Source organism: Arcobacter sp. YIC-80 (assembly GCF_044841725.1).
Classification (GTDB): Bacteria; Campylobacterota; Campylobacteria; order Campylobacterales; family Arcobacteraceae; genus Arcobacter_B.
In genome coordinates this window covers 495154-516139 of record NZ_JBJBSI010000001.1, presented here as the reverse complement: position 1 = coordinate 516139, position 20986 = coordinate 495154, and the positions used below count along the sequence as shown (strand labels likewise).

The window sequence follows — 20986 nt, the reverse complement described above, 5'->3', positions numbered from 1 at the left end:
AATTTTTAGGATATGATACTTAATTGTTGCTATAAAAAAGATGAAGAAAGACAAAAAAAGTCTTGATCTTTTTTCGTCTTTAGTTTTAAAATTAATTGTTAGTTAATTATTTTGATAAGTCTTCTGTAGTTTCTTCTTGTGATTCTTGAATTTTTTCTTTTTTCTCTTTAATACCATGAGTTGCTATAATCTCAAGATATAAAGTTTCAGCTTTACAAGATGCTGCCTCATCAATTGCTTTTGTAATATCTATAAATTCTAAATGTTGTGCTTCTTCGCCATTTATAGAACTTTTACAATCAAATTTCCAAAAGTCAACGTTTTCTGGTAGTTTTTTCTTTTTTTCTCTTTTGATATATTTTCTAACTTCGTGTTTTATTGCTTCAATAATTCTATCTGGATGTCTTTTCCCATCTTCAAGTTTAAACGTTTTTTTCAATTTTTCTCTTTCGTTTTAATTTAGAATGATACTATATCTAAATTTTAATTTTAATCTACTTTTAAAAACTTTGCATTAAAGATGTAAGATTTATCTTACCAAATCCATAATAGTTGTTTCTTCCATTTTCATAGCTATACGTACCAATTTTATCACTACTATTTTTTAATAAATTTTCTACTTCTATTCTTGTTAAGTTTGGATTCTTTTCAAGCATTAAAGCTATAACTCCTGTTACTATTGGTGCAGCAGCTGATGTTCCTGTAAATCTATTTGAGTCATTAAATAACATGTAGTTTTCATCAATTGAACTTTTACCTTTAAGTCCTGAGTCATCTAAAGTGGTGATTCCTAGATATTCTCCTCCAGGGGCTACTAAATCTAAATTTACTCCATAGTTACTATATGAAGTTAGTAAATTATCTTTATTTGTAGCAGCAACACTAATAACTTCAGGAATATTTGATTCATCATTACCCATATTTTTGCTCTCATTTCCACTTGAGAAGACAATTATTGTTCCTTTTCCATTTCTTCCGTTATTTGCAAGATTTACGATTTTATTTCTAACTGCAGCTGAAACGTTATATGTTCCCCATGAGCAGTTTATTATATCTGCTTTAAACTCTTCGGCTTTATTAAATAGCTCTATTGTTTCACTATCACTCATCTGTCTTTTATGTTTTAGAAAAATTAATTGTGAATTACTCGCTATTCCTTTAATTCCAAGTTTATTATCTCGTGCTCCAATAATTCCACTAACTGCTGTTCCATGGCTTTCATTTGAATTTTGAGAGACATTAGTACTTTTTGAACTAAGATCATAAGTGTTGTTTACAGCACCTTTTAAGTCTTCATGGTTAACATCAAATCCATCATCAATTATGGCAATTCTTACACCTTTTCCACTATAGTTTTTTAAGTAAATAGAAGGATTTATATGTGCATTATTCGCAATTGAATTAAATGAGTAAAATAAAGTATTTCTCTTTAAATACCATTGTTGAGACAAATACTTGTCTTCAAATAAGACTTCATTATTGGTTGAATTATTATTTATTAAAGCAGAAGTACTTTTTTCACTTCCTCCTCCACCACCACAACCTTGAAAAAGAAGAACAATAAAACTTATTGATAATATGATTTTCATCTTGCAAATACCTCTTTTACAAAATCTGGTTGAGCAAATATTACATCATTTTTTCGATTAAGCTCATTTGATACTTCTAATGTTTTACTTTTATTTGTGGTTTTTACTAAGAATAGATTAGAATCTAGTTTTTTTTCAATTTCTAAATCATATAATTTAAGATATTTTTCAACCAATGTACCTTCCTTTAAAGAAAGAATTATATTTTTATTTACTCCTAAAACTACGTTGTTCTCATCTTTGTAATAATCTACACTGCTTGAAGCTCTTGAAATATCTTGAATTTTTTCTAAATGTATTTTTTGATTATCTTTGATATAAAAAAAATCGTTTGAAAATACATAGCTTGTAAGTATTGTTAAAATAATTAAGATTTTGTTCATTTTTATCCTTGATTTATTATATTTTGATGAACATTTAAATTTTCATCTATTAATGCAACTTTAATTTCATCATTAATTTCACAATTTGAATCTATCATAAAAGATGTAGAAAAAATCCCACTACATAAAGTAGAATCACTTATTACTGTTGAAGACAAGATTTCTTCTTGGTCTTTTTTATTTAGTATATGTGAGAACTCATTATCTTCTATATTATATGATCTTTCATAGTTTGCAGATGTAGTTAAAGCTTGATTAGAAAGATTTATATAAAGTAAGTTTTCTTTAGGATTTTTAGGGTTTTTTATTCCAACACTAAAGGGTTGTCCATCTGGTTTTAATCCAATAGTCAAAATATCACCACCATAATTTATTAAAGCAGATTTTATATTGAACTCTTTTATGATTTTACCTGCTTCATCAACACTAAACTCTTTTATTACTCCACCTAAATCAAATTTTGTTTCTTTGTATTTAAAGTTAAGTTTATTAGATTTTATTTCCCAAGTGTTATTGCCCATCTTGTTTTTTAAAGTAGCTAAACAGTTATTTAGTTTTGTAAGTTTTTTATGCTCATAACACTTTTTTATAGTTCCAACTGTAATATCAAAAAGGTTATTTGTTTGCTTTGAATACTCTTTGACTTTTGATAATACTTCCAAAGTTAGTTTATCAACTTGTACAATATTGCTACTTCTATTATTAATGCTCTTATTAAGATATGATTTTTTATCATAAAAATTGTATTTTTTTTCTAAAGCATAAGTGTTTTGTTTTATTTTTTCAAAACACTCTACTGCTATTATTTCATTCTCACAATATAAATGAACCTCACAATTTGTTGTCATGGCATTAAATGTAAATTTAAATAGTTTCATTTTATTTCCTATGATTTTTTAACCAATTTACTTTTTCTGTATTATCAGGAGCTTGTCCATCACCTTTTAATTCTAAAAAGTAACCATTAAAATCAGTTATTGCCATAAGCTTTGTATTTGTAATAAATTTAAAATCATTTATATTTTGATTATAAGATGCTGTACTTTTTACACTTTCATTGCTTAATAAGAATGTTTCTATAGTTCTAGAGTTGTCAAGTGTAACTGCTAGATTTAACTTATCATTTGAAAGATTTATTCTTTTGATATTTGAAGTTGCAGTAAATACTCTTTTAACTTGTATATTATTAAGGTCACTAATATCTAATAAATATATTTCATTGCTATTTTCAAAACTTATTAAAACTTCTGTATTATTTACATTTAAAAATTTATTTGGAATTTTTGTTAAATCATAAGAAGTAATAAAACTATATGTTTGGGCATCATAAATATAAAAAGAACTATCTATTAAAGCAAAAATATATTTTGTATCTTGAGAAATAATAGTGTCTTTTACACTTGAAGATGTATTTATTTGCATAAGAGGAGAATTTAAATCATCCATATCAAAAACAAATATCTTTCCTAAAGAAGATCCTAAAACTATTTTTTTAATACTTTCATTTATATTCATACTTGTAAAAGCATTATAAGAATAATAGTTGTTACTTCCTACACTTAATGAAGCATATTTAAAACTAGGGATATTATTTTCGTTGAAAACTCCCTTATAAATTCCTAAACCTGTATTTGTATTTTCATTTTTATCTTTTTTTACTAAAGAATACATACTGTTATTTGAAACAATAAGTTTTGATAAAACTTTTTCACTAGCTCCTGAGGAAGTTTGTTCCCCATTTACTCCATCTAAATAGTTCGCAGTTGCTAATTTATTAAAATTTGTATTATCAATTAAAGTTAATCTATTATTCCATTTTGAGTGGACGATTGTTTTGTCGCTACTTGTTGTACTTACTGCTACACTTCGTTGGTTATTATCCTGAGAATCAATTGAAATTGAATTATTTGTTTTTGTTAAAGAATAAGAACTATCATATCTTTTTTGTACAGGAATAGATGTAACATTAACATTAAAATTATCTTGTTTAATAACTTCATCTACAACTGTAGCTACGGTTTTAAGAGGTTCATCTTTTTTTAAAGAATATGCTGTTTTAAAAGAACTTACAAGGCTATTTGCTTCAATATTCACAAGATTTGGATTAGAACTTATATAATCTTCACCATCAAGTAAATTTCCTTGAAAAATTGAAGATGAATTTAAAAGTTCGTCTTTAGCAGTTTGTTTTGTAGCATAAGGGTTAAATAATTGTTCATTTAATGTTAAAGTTGTAAAAGGTGTTATTGTTTGATTCGCACTATTTTGAACAGCTGTTAAAATATATTCATCATTTATATTTGCTAGTAAAGGAGCATCACCTGCTTGTTGGGTTTTAAATTTTGAAAAAGAAAACTTACCATCTTCATAACTTTTTTCACTAGGTTCACTAGGATCACATTTTCCATTTATATTCATATCAAAACATACTGTGGCATTTTGAATATATCTACTTGTTAAGACTCTTCCAGAAAGTCCATCTTTTTGTATATATAAAGATTGATTAGAGGTATTATTTACTTCACTATTTGATGTTGCTTTATAGTCACCTGAACCTCCACAACCTTGTAATGCAATAATTGTAACTAAAGATAAAGTACTATTATATATTATATTTTTTTTCATTTTCTTCCTTAAAATCTGTATTTTAAGCCAACACTAGCCCAGTTCATATTTAAACCAAAAGATTGTTCTTGCCTTGCACCAATTATATTTATGTCTATGTCTTTATTTGCATGATATTCAAACCCTAAACTTAAAGTTATACTGTCATATTTTGATAGTCTTTCATCGGCACTTGCATAACTTGTTTCATCAAAATGAAAAGATGAAGATTTGTGATCTTTATAAAAATCAGCTTGTGTTTGATTGTAATATCTAATAAGTGGAATAAAAGTTAATTTAGGTAAAACTTTTATATATGAATTGATGGTAAATGTATTTGAATAAATTCCCCAATCATCTGCGTAAAATCTATAGTTACCATGTAAAGATACTTTTGGATGTATCTTGTAAGCCATATCAAAACTTACTCCATTTGATAACCTTTCTTCAGGTCTTTTTTCTTTTGCTAAAATATAATTATAAACAGGATCAAAAGCAGATGTAGAAATATCAAAATACCTTACAACTGTTTGATAAGGATTACTAAGTTCTCCTTCTTGTTTACTAGCAAAATAGTTTGCTTGAACTACAAGATTTCTTGTTAAAACTTTTGTATATCCTATTTGAAAGTTAACTACATCAAAGTCTTTCCATTTATTATTATCTCTTCTATGTAAAGCTTCATTTTGTTGAAGAGAAACACCTACACTAATAGAGTCATTTTTAGAACTATCCAAATTATATAAATAACCTAAAGAAGCTTCATAACTTTTAAAATCTTCTTCTTTTGAATATGCAAAACCTGTAGTAATTTCATCTCTTTTAGGTGTTCTTTTAATTAAACTTAATGAAATAGCTTTTCTAGTGTCATCAATGTTCGTATTTTTATATACAAAATCATCTTTTGAAGTTTTTGCATTTGATAATAGTTCATTATTATCATTTAGATTCTTACATAAAGTAGGGTTATTAGTACATCTTGTATCATTAGATGTCTTAGTATCTATACCACTTGCTCCTGATGTTGTATCCCAAATAGGTGTACCTCCACTAATAGTGTCATAAGATAGGTTCATATTAAATGTATAATCTGTTCCAAAATCTTTTTTAAAATCAAGGGCAGTAAAATCAATTTTCATTCTATTTTGATTTTCTTCATACCTCATTTGAGAAAGTTTTACTTCATCACTGCTTGCTGCATTTAAAATAGGTGCTGTTATAGATGTAGCTCCTATAACAAGTAAAGATAGTTTTTTTAGTTGCATCCACAACCTCCACCACCAATTCCATTTCCACCAAAACTAGCCTCTTTTGATGTAAAAATATGTTCATTTATCTTTTTTATCATGGCATCTCCTCCACCTAATTGCATATTAGCTTGGGCTAGGGTACCTTTTTCCCAAGGTTTAACTTCTTGATGACAAGCACTTAAAGATATAAGTAAAAATAATAATAATGATAAATTTTTAACATTCATCTATAAACCTTTTACATCATTTTTTATAACTTCATCAACATTATCAATTGCTCCATATAAAATTTTTACAACTGTTCCATTTTTTATATAGTAAAGAGCAGGCATTCCAATAGGTTGAAATTTATTTACTATTTCATATTCACTATCTGAAATTACATTAAAAGTAATTCCTAACCTTTTAATAAAAGCTTTTCCTTCATTTACATCCTTATCAGTTGCAACCCCAATAAAAGTTATTTTTTCTTTTTCTTCTTTATGTAGTTTATTTATTAATGGCAATTCTTTTTCACAAGAAGCACACCAAGAAGCAAAAAAATCAACTATAGTTATATTGTCATTTTTAATGCCAAGCTTCTTAATAACATCATCATCTAATTTGTCCCCAAGCTTATAAGCAAGTAAACTTTTAGGTATAAGCAAAATTAATAATAATGCACTAAATATTGTTTTCATAGGTAATCCTTTGATTTTTTTTTGCGGAATATTATCCTTTTTTCTTTTTATTGTCAATATTGATTATAAATATCAAAATTAAAAAGTATTTTACTTTTTAAGGTAGTATTAATAAAATTGATAATATTATTTCGGGTTATTATTGATATCGATTATCAATTATCAATTTTGGAGATTTGTAATGAATAAGATTCTTGATTTAAGATTTACATTATTTTTTATGATTATATTTGTTTTCACAGCTTGTGATAATAGTAATCATACAAAAACTAGTAATTCTAATGCAGTAAATGGTTATGCTCAAAAAGGTCCTTTTAAAAAAGGCTCTAATGTAAAAGCATTTAAGTTAGTAAATGGTGAGAAAAGTACAACATTTATCGAAACAAAAGTTGATGATAATAAAGGGACTTATAATTTAGATATTCCTTGGGTAGGGCCTACACTTATTGAGATTAGTGGTGAGTATTTTAATGAAACAGATGGTACATATATTCAAAATGGTTTCTTAACTTCTATTATAAATATAAAAGAGAATCAAAAACAAAACTCAAATGTAAATATACTTACACATTTAGCTTCAAAAAATATTATGAAGGAGTTAAAAAATAATTCATCTTCTATTGATGAAGTTATTAAAACTTCAGATAAAAAAGTAGCGAACTTATTTAATCTTGATTTACATGAAAAAAATTTGAAAGATTTAGATTTAACAAACAATAAAGATGAAGAAATAAAAAAAGCAAATGCTCAGCTATTAAAAATATCAGCAGCAATTCTATCAACAAGTAATCCTAAAGAGACTTTAGAAAAAATCACTGAAGATTTTGAAGAAGATGGTGAAATAAATAATGCTGTAGATGAGTTTAACGAATTAAAGCAAAAAGAAGCACAAATAAATTTAGATGAGATTTCATCAACTATGAAAAATAATTTAGGTTTAGAAGATATACCTACAAATGAAGTTTTAGAAGGAACTTTATCTTTAAATAATAATATTTCTTTTATCAATTTAGCTGATGTAAAACCAAATACTGTAGTTGAATCAAATACTATTACAGTAGAAGGTGTTAATCTTGAAGCTCAAATAAGTATAGAAAATGGTGAATTTCAAGTAGATAATGAAGCTTTTTCAAGTGATACTTCAAGTATAAAAAATGGTCAAACTTTAAGAATAAGACACACAAGTGCAAATGAATTTGATAAAACAAAAACAACAATCGTAAAAATTGCAGGTATTGAGTTTAAGTTTACATCAACAACTCAAGAAAATACAAGCAAAGTTATAAATATAAGTGAAGCCCAATACTCTACAAAAGAGAAAACAAACAAAGATGTAAAAGTTACTTTTGTAAGTGATGATGATTTAACAGTACCATCAACTTGGCAAAAACAATCAAATGAGTATTTTAAAATCTATACAGAAAATACAAATGAAAAGGTGATTTTTGAAGATAAGTTTGGTAATAGTGTAGAAAAAACTATATCTATTTCAAATATTGATAAAACTGCACCTATTTTAAGTCAAGCACAATACTCTACTAAGACCTTAACAAATGCTAGTATTACAGTTACTTTTACAAGTGAAAGTACTGATATTGTAACTCCTAGTGGATGGGATAAAAATGAAAATAGCTTTAGTAAAGTTTATTTAAATAATCAAATTGAAGAAGTATCTTTTAGTGATGATGTAGGAAATATTACAAAAAAACAAATTGTAATTTCAAACATAGATAAGACTGCTCCTACTGCAAGTATTGAGTATTCTACAATTGAAAATACAAATGAAGATGTTATTGTAACAATTACTTTAAGTGAAGATGTAAAAGAATTAAATGATAATAGTTGGAAGAAAGAGGGAAAGGTATTCACTAAAACTTTCTCTTCAAGTGCAAATGAAACTATTACTTTTACAGATTTAGCTGGTAATACAGTAGAAAAAACTGTAGCTATTTCAAATATTGATAAAAGTGAGCTTAGTGCAGAAGTTGTAGGAATTTCTTCAACTCCTACAAATCAAGATGTTACAGTAACTCTTAATTTCAATAAAGACATTAAAACTGCACAAGAATCTTGGAATAAAATTTCTAATAGATCTTATTCAAAAGTATTTGCTCAAGATAGTACTGAAACTGTAAATTTTACAGATATTTCAAATAATATTTTTACAAAACAAATTGTAATTTCAAACATAGATAAGACTGATCCTACTGCAAGTGTTGAGTATTCTACAATTGAAAATACAAATGAAGATGTTATTGTAACAATTACTTTAAGTGAAGATGTTATTGATTTAACTGATAACTCTTGGAAAAAAGAAGGAAAGGTATTTACTAAAACTTTCTCTTCAAGTGCAAATGAAACTATTACTTTTACAGACTTAGCTGGTAATACAGTAGAAAAAACTGTAGCTATTTCAAATATTGATAAAAGTGCTTTAAATATTACTTCAATAAGCCCAAGTAATAATAGTGAAAACATTGATATTAAGACTAAGTTTGTAGTGCTATTTAACAAAGAGTTAGCTACTTTAGAACAAAATGATATAGAATTATTAGATGCTTTAGATAATGTAATATCAACTAATATTGTAGTAACTAATAATAAGGTAGAAATTATAAGTGACTCTGACTTAGAATACTTAAAAGTATATAAGTTGAAGATCTCTTCAAACATAAAAGATATTTCAAATAATAGCTTATCTCAAGAACAAACATATACATTTAAAACAACAAAAAAAAGCGGTACACACTATGATGCTAATGGTTTAGTTTATAATGAAATTGTATCTCCTAGAACAGGTAGTATTTGGTTAGATAGAAATTTAGGTGCAAGTGCAGTTTGTACAACAAAGGATGATGCAAATTGTATTGGTGATTTCTTCCAATGGGGAAGATTAATGAATGGGCATGAAAAAAGAAATAGTGAAGTTTCAGCTACAAGAATTGATGTTGATAGCCAAGAAAATAATAAATTTATAAAAGCAAATGGATATGGTACTTCATCTTGGTCAAATAATAAAGATGAAACTTTATGGAGTGGTGTTAATGCTAGTAATAATATTTGTCCAGAAGGATTTAAAGTTCCAAGTATTGATGAGTTAAAAGCTGAACTGTTTTCTTTAAATGATTCATTTGATAGTGAGTTTTTAAAAATTCCTAATAGTTCATATAGACAAACTAACTCAGGTGAAATATATAGTAATATATCTTCAAGTAACAATACACAGCTTTATTCAAGTACTCTTTTAAATAATAATATTAATCCACAAGCAAAAGCTCTAAAATATGATTCATATAAAAGCAAATATGTTTTAGAAGAAAAGGATTTAAGATCTGGTTTAAACGTAAGATGTATAAAAGATTACACAGATGATACTCTTCCTGAAATTTTAGAGATTAAAACAGGGAATAATATCCTATCTAATAATCAAACTGAGATTGATGTAAATGATAATATTACTGTTAAATTCTCTGAATTCTTAAAAGAAGATACTCTAACAAGTGATAATATTAATTTAACAAAAGATGATAATATTTTAGGTTTTAAATCAAGTTTTATCAAAAATGGAAATGAAGTGATTTTTACTTCAACATTATCTTATGGTTCTTCTTATACTCTTCATATAAATACTAATATTGAAGATATCTCTGGTAATAAATTAAAAGAAGAAAAAATCATAAAGTTTACAACTGAAAATGAACCAGATACAACACCTGTAAAATTGGATTCAAATAAATCATCTCTTGGTGTAAGTTTAAGTGACTCAAGAAATGTAGGGATTTCTATTAAAAATAATATTGAAATATATTTTAATGAGCCTATTGATATTTCGACACTTACAAAAGAGAATTTTGTAATAGAAAATGCAAATTATAATTTAGAATTAGATAATACAAAACAAAAAGTAACTATATCATTTAATGCAGACTTAAATTATAATACAAGATACAATCTTTTATTAAAAAAAGAAATTTTAGATTTATCAGGAAATGGTTTTGATGGTTCTGGATATGGATATGGAACTTCGAATAAAGAAATACCTTTTACTACACAAGATGTAGCTGATACAAAAGCTCCAAGTATTATTTCTACATCAGTAAATGATGGGGATTCTAATATTTCAGTTTCAAAGAGTTTATTAATCACTTTTGATGAAGAAGTTAAAGATTATGATAATAGTGCAATAATTTTAAAAGAATTTAATACTAATACTATAGTGAATACGACTAATACTTATTTAGATAAAGTAGTAATAGTAAAACCTAATAGTACTTTATCTGAAAATACTTTATATAAATTAATAGTAAATACTAATATTAAAGATACATCAGACAATGCTCTTGAAACTGATTATGAAATTAGTTTTACAACTGGTTCTAGTATATCTTGTGATGGTAAAATAATAAATGATATTTGTTATAAAGTATCAACTGAAAAAAAATCATGGGAAGAAGCAAAAAATAATTGTGAACTTCAAAATAAAACTTTAGTACAAAAAGATTCAGTATCAGATTTTGTTGAGCTTGCTAATACTTTAAATTTAAATACAAATGAAAGTTATTGGCTTTATGAAGGGAAAAGTGGTACTTATAAACAAGCTACTTATTTAAGGTACAACCAATGGAGTAATCCTGCTTGGAGTACAACTACAGGATATAATGATAGTACTTATTATTATATTTGTAAAAGTGATAAAGTTTCTCCTATTGCCACTTTAGAAAAACCAACTTCTTTAGCTGATGTATCAACTAAAGCAAAATTTGAAATTGTATTTAATGAAGATGTTAAAAATATAGATACTTCTTCTATTGAATTAACAAATAGCTCTAATGAGCTTATTCCTTTGACAGTTTCTTATGAAAATAAGATTTTAACAATTCAAGCAAATAGTGATTTAAATATAAGTTCTACATACACAATCACTTTAAAAAATACTATTACAGATTTCTATAATAATGCATTAGAAGAAAAAACTTTTAGTTTTACTACTAGTAGTGTAGCTTCAAATTGTGATGGAGCAGAAATTGATGGTAAGTGTTATACTTTAGTTAGTGAAGAAAAAACTTATAATGAAGCAAATGCACATTGTACTTTATTATCAAAAGATACATCAGTTGATTTAACAAATCTTGCAACACAATTAAATCTAAAAGATAAAGATACTAGTTATAACCCAATCTATTATTGGTTAAAAGAAAAAGATAGTTGGGGCTATGGACATACTTTATATAAAGGATATTCAGGTTGGTCAACAACTTCTACTAAAGCAGCATCTAGTAATTATCAATTTATTTGTGTGGAATAAAAGAGGAATTTCCTCTTTTATTAATATTAAAATAGAGTTAATTTTTTTTTGATTCTATTTTGATATTAATTATTTAAATTAATATTAATTAAAACACAAGGAGTATAAATGTACGTTAAACATTTACTTAAAAGTTCTTGTATTGCTATTAGCATATCAGCACTTTTTATAGGATGTGGAGGCGGAGGTGGTAGTTCTACTAGCTCTAATAACACAACATCTACAGTAAAAAGTAAAGCATATTTAATAGATTCAGCTGTTGCTGGGGCTAAATATGTAAATAGTGATGGCAGTACAGGTTTTACAAGTAGTGATGGAAGTTTTGATTATGTTGCTGGAACAACAAGATTTTATATTGGAAATATAAAAATAGGGGAGGTCTCTTCTGTAAATACTGATAAAAAAGTATTTATTCAAGATATAGTTGGAGTACCAAGAGAAAATATCAATCATCCTAAGGTACTAAAAATTGCTACTTTTTTACAATCAATAGATAGTGATTTAAATACGAATAAGATAGAAATTGCAGAAAACTTTGATAAGTTTAAAGATATAAATGACAACATAGAAAATGTTGATTTAAGTACTTTATTAACTAACAAAAAGTTTAATCAAAAAAATCAAGATGATGTAAAAGCTCATCTTGAAACAGTATTAAACTCAAATAAGATAAGAGTGGATAAAACTGCTCCAAAAATTATATCAACAACAATAAAATCAAATATAAAAGTTAGCGATTCTTTAGTTGTTACATTTTCAGAAAATCTTGATAGAGATAGTATAAATACTCAAAATATACAGTTAAGAAAAGTTAGTGATAATACTATTATTAATACTAGAATAAATTATTATAATAATACAAATAGTATAGAAATTGATCCTATTACAAATTTAGAATATGATGAGACTTATACTCTAACTATTAGTACAAATATAAAAGATGCTGGAAGTATTTCCCTGGAAAATAAAAAAGTTTATCAATTTAAAACAGCACTAGTTCCCGATGATACTAAGCCTACTGTAAATATTATAGGGGATACTTCAAATATCTTATTAGATGCTACTTTAAAACTTCAATTTTCAGAAAAAGTTGAACAAAACAGTCTAAACTCAAATAGTGTTATTTTAAAAGATGAGGGAAATTTAGCTGTTTTAAGTACTATAAGTTATGATCTGGCTTCTAATATTTTAAGTATTAAACCAAGTGAAAATTTAAAACCTTCTAAAACTTATGCAATTAAACTAACAAATAAGATAGAAGATTTAGCAAACAATACTCTTGATGAATTTAACATAGAGTTTACAACACTTGATGAAATTAACGCAACACCTCTTAGTGTTTCATCAACTTCATTATCTTCTCAAAGTACTATAGCAAAAAATAGTAATATTAATATAGAGTTTTCAAAAGAGATTGATACTAAAACATTAAGTGAAAATGTTATTATTCAAGAAGTTGGTAAAAATTATTCAATCTCAAGTGAAATTGCTGTAAATGGTAATACTATTACTGTAAATCCTGTAAATGATTTAAAAGATGATACTTCTTATGAACTTATTATAAAAACAGGACTAAAAGATAGTTTTGGAAATAACTTTGACACTGAACAAAAATTTTCTTTCCAAACACAAGCTATTGTTGATCAGAAAGCTCCTACTTTAGAAATATCATCAATTGAAAATGAAGCTAAAGATATTAGTTTAGATACTATTTTTAGTTTTACTTTTAATGAAAATATGGATGAAAATTCAATAAATAATGGTATTTCTTTAAAGACGATAGATGATGTAAATATACCTATTACAATTAATTATTCAAATAAAGTTGTAACAATTACACCAAATACAAGTTTAGATTATTCAAAAGTTTATAAACTTACTTTAAAATCTTCAATACAAGATTTAGCTGGGAATAAATATGATGGAGAACCTAATTTAGTAGGATTAGATGATAAAGTTATTAGTTTCATAACAATAAGTGACCCAAGTGACAATCAAGAGCCTCAACTTATAAGTACAGCAAGTTTAGGTGTTATTTCAAAAGATTCAAAAATAACAATAGAATTTGATGAAGAAATAAAAGAAATAACTTCTTCAAATGCTAATAATTATCTTGATATTCCTTTTGGATATAGTTTTGAAAGTTATAGTAATAAAATAGTAACAGTAGCTCCTACAAGTAATAATGAATATAATACAAATTATGAAATAATACTAAAAACTTCTATTGAAGATTTAGCTGGAAATAGTTTAAGTAGTTCTAAAACAATAAGTTTTAAAACACAAGAACAAGCAGATACAACGGCTCCAAAACTTTTAAGTTCAATTCCAGATAATAAAGTAGAGAGTGTACCTGTTGATTCCATTATAAAACTAAATTTTGATGAAGAATTAGATCAAACAAGTGTAAATATTAATAATATAAGACTTGTTAAAGCAAATGATGAAAATACAAATCTAATTACAAATACAGAGTTAAGTTATTTAAATAGAACAATTTCAATAAATCCAAATAATGACTTAGACTTAAATACAGATTATATAGTAATAGTTTCAAAAGATGGAATAAAAGATTTAAATAATAATTTATTTGAAGGTCAATTTGGAAATGATGTAAGAATCAGTTTTAAAACACAAACTGCTACTTCTGCTACTACTTGTCAAAATGGTTATACACAATATCAAAATAGTTGTTATAAAGTTTCAAATGAAAGTAAAAATTATGATGAAGCAAAACAAGCTTGTCAAGATGAAACTGCAACTCTTGTAAGTAAAGAACTTTTTTATGATACTGATTTTAAAGAGTATAAATCACAATTAGTAAGTAACTTCGCTAGTGCATTGTCTTTATCTAAAAATAATATGTATTGGTTACAAGAAGAAGAGCAAAGTAAAGCCTCAGTTATTAAAACAAGTCTTCTAAATCAATGGGCAGCACCTGCAACACAAGCAAAAACACAAACAAATTATTTTATTTGTACGAAATAAAGGATTAAAATGATAAAAATAGCAAAAACAGTATCTATAATATCAGCTACACTTATTCTTTCTGGTTGTGGTGGTGGAGGTGGAAGTTCTGAAACTTCTACTACAAATTCAAGATCAACAGCTTACTTAATAGATGCCCCAATAGTTGGTGCAACATACAAAAATGAAAATGGTGAAGAAGGTGTTACAAAAGAAGGAGGAGCTTTTTCTTATACAGGTGGAAAAGTGAGTTTTTATGTTGGTGACATAAAAATAGGAGAGCTTGATTCTATAAATAATGATAATAAAGTAATGCTTCAAGATTTACTAAAACTTGAAAATAGAGATGATACTACAAATGATAAATTATTAAATTATGCAAGATTTTTACAGTCTTTAGATACTGATGAAAAAACAGATGCAATTGAACTTGGAAGTAATGTTAATAAATTTAAAGGTGATGAATTTAAAAAAGATTTAGAAGATATTGATATTGTATCTGTATTAAAAGAAGAAAATATAGATATTAAAGATGTAGAAGAGGTAAAAAAACATCTAAAGAATTCTGTGAGTGCATTTATTAGTAATGATGATAATGAAAAACCTATTATCAATAGAACATTTCCTGAGAATAATGCTAATGAAGTTTTAATTAATGAAAATTTAGTAGTAGAGTTTAATGAAAATATTTCAAAAGAGAGTGTTCTAAAAAGTGAGATAGTATTAAAAAATCAAGATAATTTACCTGTAGAAATTGAGAAAAAAGTAATAAATAACAAACTTATAATCAAGCCCAAAAATAATTTGGATAAAGATGCTTTATATACTTTAAGTATAGATGACAAAATTTCTGATTATTCAGGAAATTTATTAAGTGATAAGAGAAGTGTTTCATTTAGAACTGTTTCTCAAGATGATAATATAGCTCCAATTATTTTAAGTACCTTACCTAGTGTAAAAGAAAATATTAATTTAAATGAAACTTTTGTAGTTAATTTTTCTGAAAAGATGAAAGACTCTACAATTAATAGTAATAATATTACTTTAGTAAAAAAAGGAACACAAGATAAAATTCCTTTAAAAATCAAACATGAAGATAAAAAAGCTCTTATAAGTGCTAGCATTTTACTTGATTCAAATACTACATATACTCTAAGTTTATCAAATCTTGAAGATGAAAGTTCAAATGCAATATCTTCAAGTAAAAATATAGATTTTACAACAGCAAATAGTTTTGTATTTAATGGCTTTGAATACAATGTAATAAAATCTCCTATTACAAATAGATATTGGCTTGATAGAAACTTAGGGGCACAAAAAGTTTGTGAAGACAAATCTGATGAAAAATGTTATGGTGATTATTTCCAATGGGGAAGAAAAGCAAATGGACATGAAAAGAAAAGTAGCGAAGTATTTGATGCAAGTTTAAATCCTTTATCAAAAGATGTACTTTCAAATGGTAAATTTGCCACTTGGGCAGATGATTGGCGAAAAGTTAGAAATGATGATTTATGGAAAGGGGCAAATGCTATAAATGCTGTATGTCCTGCTGGATTTAGAGTACCTACTATTGATGAATTATTAATAGAAACAAAAAATGTAAATGCTCTTTGGAATGAAGGTGAAAAACTTGATGGTCAATATACTAATATAGATAATTTCTTAAAGTTTCCAAATAATGGTTTTAGAAAAAATCTTACAAGAGATGGTATTTTAGAATTAAGAGAATATTCTGGAAATATATGGAGTAGTAGTGTAAATGAAGTTGGTCTTGCATATTCTTTAGGATTTTTCCCAGGTGGTAGTGCTGATAGTGCTGTAGTTAAAGCACAAGGTAAAGCCGTTAGATGTATCAAAGATTATAGTGATGAAAGTAAGCCAGAAGTTACATATACAACACCAAAAGATAATCAAAGTGATGTTCCAATCAATTCTAACCTAGAAATCACTTTTTCTAAACCAGTAATAAAATCAATAGTTAGAAGTAATTTTAAATTATTAAAAGGTGAGGAAGAAATCGCTATTAATATTTTAAGAAATGTAAATAATCATACTATTATTATCTCTATGGACAAAAACCAAGGGGATAACTCTAATGGTTTAAGTTATGATTCTGAATATAAACTTATTATTAAAAAAGATATCTATGATGTTAGTGGAAATACTTTAGAAGAAGATAAAGTAATTACTTTTAGAACACAAAAAGATCCTCAATTTGCAGCAAGTAAAGTGTATTTTTATCCAAAAAATAATCAAACTGATTTTATTAGAAATGAAAATATTCAAATTTCATTTACTAAAGATATAAATGAAAATCTAATAAATAATAATGTTGGTTTATTTAAAGGTGATGTTGAAGTTCAAGCAAGTAAAACATACAAAGATAAAACTTTACTAATAAATCCTAATAGTTCACTTGAAGCAAATACTACTTATACAATTAAAGTAAAAGCAGCATTAGAAGACACAAATGCAATCTCTTTAGAACAAGATATTCAAAGTGAGTTTACTACAGGAAATATTGAAGCAGTTGAAGATAAGTTTGGTTTTATTTATAAAGAATTAGTGTCACCAAAAACTGGTAAAACTTGGCTTGATAGAAATATCAAAGCTACAACTATTTGTGAAACTATAACTTCAAAAGCTTGCTATGGAGATTATTTTAAATGGGAAGAAAGAGATGTTTGTCCAGTAGGATATAAAGTACCTAGTCAAGATGAGTTATATGATGAAATTGAAGGATTTACAAAATCTAATATTTTTGAAAACTTCTTAAGACTTCCTGCAAGTGGTAAGAAAATAGATACACATATAGATAATAAAGATAATTTTATTTATTTATGGACAAATTCAAATAAAAATAGTGAATTTAATAAAGCAAGAGCATTAGAAATAAAAATTAGTCAACCAGAATATCTTGATAATGATATTACTAATGCTTTACCAATTAGATGTATAAAAAAATAGTAGGTGAAAAGATGAGCAAAATATCAAATATTAAAAAAATTTCTTTAAGTACAGTATTAATTTCTGTACTTGCAGGATGCGGCGGTGGAGGTGGAGGTACTTCTACTTCTGCTTCTAGTGGTTCATCAGTTGAAAGTAGAAGTTTACAATATGAATCATGCGTAGATTTAAATCAAAATGCAGTTTGTGAAAATTCAGAGAAAGGTTTAAATCCAGCTGATTATCCAAATATTGCCGTAACTTCAAAAGAAAATAATGGAAAGTACTTAATAGGTCCTTCAAATAGTGATGAAGTATCTGCTTGGAGTACACTTGTTTATAATGAGATGAAATATAATCCTTTAGTAAATAAGGATCAAACAAGTGCAATTAGTTATTTAAAAACTAATTTAGGAGTGATAAATAGAAGTTTAGATAATCCTTTAACAAAAGAGCAAAGCCAAAACTTCGAACAGTCATTAAAAATAGCAATTGAAAATAATCCCTTAGTAAATAAAAACTCAATAATTGCAGCAGTTTGTGAAAAATTTATTTCAAATAAAGGTTCAAATGTAGTAAGTATTAGTACAACTGATGCACAAAAACAGTTTGTAGTATTAAATCATGTAAAAATTGAAAAATTAGACTCAAAGAATTGGGATAATATAGTAAATACAGATTTAATTGGTGAAATTAGAGACTCTGTTGATCAAGAGCTTGTTGATAAACAAGGTGGAGAAAAAATAGTAAGTATTAGTGGAAATTCGAATTTTGTAGTAACAGCAAGTAAGTATCATAATGCTTTAAATGTTGTAAACTATAATGAATCTAATCCTACTTATAAATACAATAAATTTACAGCATTTAGAGTAAATTATGAAGCAGGTGCAACAGGTGGAACGATAACAACACCAGTTACATCAGCACCTGGTGGAGGAACTGTAGGTGGTGGTTCTAATGGTGGAGGTGATGTAATTAGTGGAGGAAGTGCAAGATCAAGAAGTATAAATACTTCAACTTTTGAAGTTAGAGAAGTTAGTAGTAAATCTAAATTTGATACAGATAATAAAAAAGGTCTTTGGGAACATTTACTTGAAAGTGCAGAAATTACTGAAAATGGTGAGTATGTTTACGCTTTAATTAGATCAAAAGATGAGAGTGTAAGCTTCCCTGATGAATCAACTTATGGTTTATTTAAAGTTAAAGTTGGAACTCATGGAGTTTTAGCTTATGATGATGAAAGTACAATTAGAATTCCATCAAAAGATATTAAAAAGTTTAAACTATCAAAAACAACAAATAAAGTGATGGTTTATGGGCAAGTAGAAAATGATAAAGATGAAAAACAAAATATATTTAGAGTTTTAGATCATAATCTAAATTTGTTAAAAGCTGTAGAAATAGATGATTTAAATGATTTCACTACTACTTATGATGATAGAAATATAATAGCTTCTATAAAAGGTTCTTATACATCAAATGCAAAAATTGTAAAATATGCAACAGATAGTTTAGTAAAAAGTGCAGAAGTTGAAGTAGATTTTGAAATCGATAATATTTTTACTTTTGCTTATGGAACAATGGCAATTGCTACAAATAAAAGCTTAAATAAAATTGTATTGATAAATCTTGAAACTATGAAAGTAGAGCAAGAAAAACAGTTTGATATTAGTGCTAATGAGTTTACAGTAAGTCAAGATGGTAAATATTTAGCAGTTGGAAGTGATGATAAAATTAATATTTATAATCTAAATACACCTGCAATTGCTTTACAAAATAGTATTGAAATTGATACAACTGATATTATTGATGATGATGAAGATGAAAAAAATATTATTTCTCATATATCATTTATTTCAAATGATAAAATAGCAATTAAACAAAAACAAGTAAAAAATGGTTTTGATATCTATAAAATAACAGATACAAAACAAGCAATGACAGTGAATAAAAAGCTTGAAACAGCACTAAATACATTGGATAAATATAGTTTAAATAATGGTACAGATTTTGATAAAATAACAAGAAATATGAATTTAATACCATCATATAAAGATGTAAACTTTACTTATAATACTTCTAATTTAAGATTAAATATAGACACAACAACAGGAGAGATTACAAGAGATGAAACACAAAATGTAACTGGTGTTTTAAATGTTGTAGCACAAACAACATTTAGAAATGAAATAACAACAAAAGATAAAAGTTTTAATTTAACAATCTTAAAAGCAGCTCCAAAAATATCTGATAGTATTGAAAAAATCTCAGTTTCAGATACAAAAAATGTAACAGGTGAGATTAGAAAAATCATATCAAATAGTGATGCAAGTACAGTTCTAGTTTATAGAAATTTAGACAACTATATAAAAGGTTTCAACGTATTGAAAGTTGAAAACAATGCTTTAGTATTCACAGATAAAGATGAAAATAGTGTTAATAGATTGTTAAGAGATGATTTATTGAACATGACATTTAAAGACGATAATAGTTTAATAATAGCAACTGTAAATAAGAATTATCCAGGTTTTTCTTCGATCTATGTACAAGATATAACTGCTGATAATACTTTGGTAGAAGGTTTCAATACAACAAACTTAAACAAAGTTATCATTGGAAATAAAGGAACACCTCTTAGTGCTAGTTTTAGTAAAGATAAAACAAAAGTTATAGTAATAAGAAAACATTTTGATTTTGAAGATGCAGATTTTTATGCAGATGTTTATAAAGTCGTTGGAAACACTGTAAGTTTAGATAGAAGTTTACGAATGCAAGCTAATGAAACATATTTAAATAATGAACCTGCTATAAATGAAGATGGAACAGTATTCTATCATCTTGCAAAAAATAAGATTTATAAGCAAGAAGGTGAATCTATAATAAGTGTAGCTTTAACTGATGTAGAAAATATCTATTACCATAATAACAACGTATTTACTACAACTTCAACAGGAGAGATTGTAAGTTTTGATAAGAACTTATCAGCTGAATCAAAAAAAGTATTTGATTTAAATAATAGTATAAATAAACTTTCATTTGCTCAAAATGAGGTTTATGCCTTTACAAAAGGAGATAATGCTGGAGTTTACATCTTAAATGTAGATAGTTTAGGTACTCTTACAGAAAGTAAGTTTAGCCAAAAAGCAAATATCTTAAAAGGTGCAGTATCAAGTGATTCAAATCATATTTTTGCGTATGATAAAAAAGCATTTGAAGCCTTAAAAAATAGAGAAACTTCTTTATATTATATAAAAAAATAAAG

The 20986-nt window shown here is 26.1% G+C and carries 12 protein-coding genes; 4 read left to right on the top strand and 8 right to left on the bottom strand.

Features of this window, described 5'->3' with window-relative positions; all coding sequences use genetic code 11:
- Positions 1-106 precede the first annotated feature (106 nt).
- From ACH5BK_RS02375 to ACH5BK_RS02340, 8 genes are all read right to left on the bottom strand, one after another.
- Positions 107-439, bottom strand: a complete 333-nt coding sequence (locus ACH5BK_RS02375) for a DUF6172 family protein (RefSeq protein WP_404304203.1) — start codon at positions 437-439, stop codon at positions 107-109.
- A gap of 61 nt (positions 440-500) precedes the next feature.
- Positions 501-1589 (bottom strand): S8 family peptidase, encoded by a 1089-nt coding sequence (locus tag ACH5BK_RS02370; RefSeq protein WP_404304202.1) that lies wholly within the window; start codon positions 1587-1589, stop codon positions 501-503.
- Positions 1586-1972, bottom strand: coding sequence for a hypothetical protein (locus ACH5BK_RS02365; protein WP_404304201.1), 387 nt, complete (start codon positions 1970-1972; stop codon positions 1586-1588). The genes ACH5BK_RS02370 and ACH5BK_RS02365 overlap by 4 nt, the downstream gene beginning before the upstream one ends.
- 2 nt (positions 1973-1974) lie before the next feature.
- Positions 1975-2850, bottom strand: a complete 876-nt coding sequence (locus ACH5BK_RS02360; protein ID WP_404304200.1) for an FAD:protein FMN transferase — start codon at positions 2848-2850, stop codon at positions 1975-1977.
- Position 2851: 1 nt separating this feature from the next.
- Positions 2852-4597: a hypothetical protein gene (locus ACH5BK_RS02355; RefSeq protein WP_404304199.1), complete on the bottom strand. Its 1746-nt coding sequence runs from the start codon at positions 4595-4597 to the stop codon at positions 2852-2854.
- A gap of 8 nt (positions 4598-4605) precedes the next feature.
- Positions 4606-5841: a DUF3570 domain-containing protein gene (locus tag ACH5BK_RS02350; RefSeq protein WP_404304198.1), complete on the bottom strand. Its 1236-nt coding sequence runs from the start codon at positions 5839-5841 to the stop codon at positions 4606-4608.
- Positions 5832-6053 (bottom strand): DUF4266 domain-containing protein, encoded by a 222-nt coding sequence (locus ACH5BK_RS02345; protein WP_404304197.1) that lies wholly within the window; start codon positions 6051-6053, stop codon positions 5832-5834. Before ACH5BK_RS02345 ends, ACH5BK_RS02350 begins: the two co-directional genes overlap by 10 nt.
- The gene (locus ACH5BK_RS02340; RefSeq protein WP_404304196.1) at positions 6054-6506 is read right to left on the bottom strand and encodes a TlpA family protein disulfide reductase; all 453 of its coding nucleotides are present in this window, start codon (positions 6504-6506) and stop codon (positions 6054-6056) included.
- Positions 6507-6687: 181 nt separating this feature from the next.
- On the opposite strand from ACH5BK_RS02340, the gene ACH5BK_RS02335 reads away from it, so the two are divergent.
- From ACH5BK_RS02335 to ACH5BK_RS02320, 4 genes are all read left to right on the top strand, one after another.
- Positions 6688-11811: an Ig-like domain-containing protein gene (locus ACH5BK_RS02335; RefSeq protein ID WP_404304195.1), complete on the top strand. Its 5124-nt coding sequence runs from the start codon at positions 6688-6690 to the stop codon at positions 11809-11811.
- Positions 11812-11919: 108 nt separating this feature from the next.
- Positions 11920-14799, top strand: coding sequence for an Ig-like domain-containing protein (locus tag ACH5BK_RS02330; protein ID WP_404304194.1), 2880 nt, complete (start codon positions 11920-11922; stop codon positions 14797-14799).
- 9 nt (positions 14800-14808) lie between these two features.
- Entirely contained in the window at positions 14809-17745 is a 2937-nt protein-coding gene (locus tag ACH5BK_RS02325) for an Ig-like domain-containing protein (RefSeq protein ID WP_404304193.1), read from the top strand.
- A gap of 11 nt (positions 17746-17756) precedes the next feature.
- Positions 17757-20984: a hypothetical protein gene (locus ACH5BK_RS02320; protein WP_404304192.1), complete on the top strand. Its 3228-nt coding sequence runs from the start codon at positions 17757-17759 to the stop codon at positions 20982-20984.
- The last annotated feature ends 2 nt before the right edge of the window (positions 20985-20986 follow it).

Bases quoted from the DNA above. Each gene is read 5' to 3' on its own strand.
- ACH5BK_RS02370 (WP_404304202.1), bottom strand. From the start codon at position 1,589: ATGAAAATCATATTATCAATAAGTTTTATTGTTCTTCTTTTTCAAGGT.
- ACH5BK_RS02365 (WP_404304201.1), bottom strand. From the start codon at position 1,972: ATGAACAAAATCTTAATTATTTTAACAATACTTACAAGCTATGTATTT.
- ACH5BK_RS02360 (WP_404304200.1), bottom strand. From the start codon at position 2,850: ATGAAACTATTTAAATTTACATTTAATGCCATGACAACAAATTGTGAG.
- ACH5BK_RS02355 (WP_404304199.1), bottom strand. From the start codon at position 4,597: ATGAAAAAAAATATAATATATAATAGTACTTTATCTTTAGTTACAATT.
- ACH5BK_RS02350 (WP_404304198.1), bottom strand. From the start codon at position 5,841: ATGCAACTAAAAAAACTATCTTTACTTGTTATAGGAGCTACATCTATA.
- ACH5BK_RS02345 (WP_404304197.1), bottom strand. From the start codon at position 6,053: ATGAATGTTAAAAATTTATCATTATTATTATTTTTACTTATATCTTTA.
- ACH5BK_RS02340 (WP_404304196.1), bottom strand. From the start codon at position 6,506: ATGAAAACAATATTTAGTGCATTATTATTAATTTTGCTTATACCTAAA.
- ACH5BK_RS02335 (WP_404304195.1), top strand. From the start codon at position 6,688: ATGAATAAGATTCTTGATTTAAGATTTACATTATTTTTTATGATTATA.
- ACH5BK_RS02330 (WP_404304194.1), top strand. From the start codon at position 11,920: ATGTACGTTAAACATTTACTTAAAAGTTCTTGTATTGCTATTAGCATA.
- ACH5BK_RS02325 (WP_404304193.1), top strand. From the start codon at position 14,809: ATGATAAAAATAGCAAAAACAGTATCTATAATATCAGCTACACTTATT.
- ACH5BK_RS02320 (WP_404304192.1), top strand. From the start codon at position 17,757: ATGAGCAAAATATCAAATATTAAAAAAATTTCTTTAAGTACAGTATTA.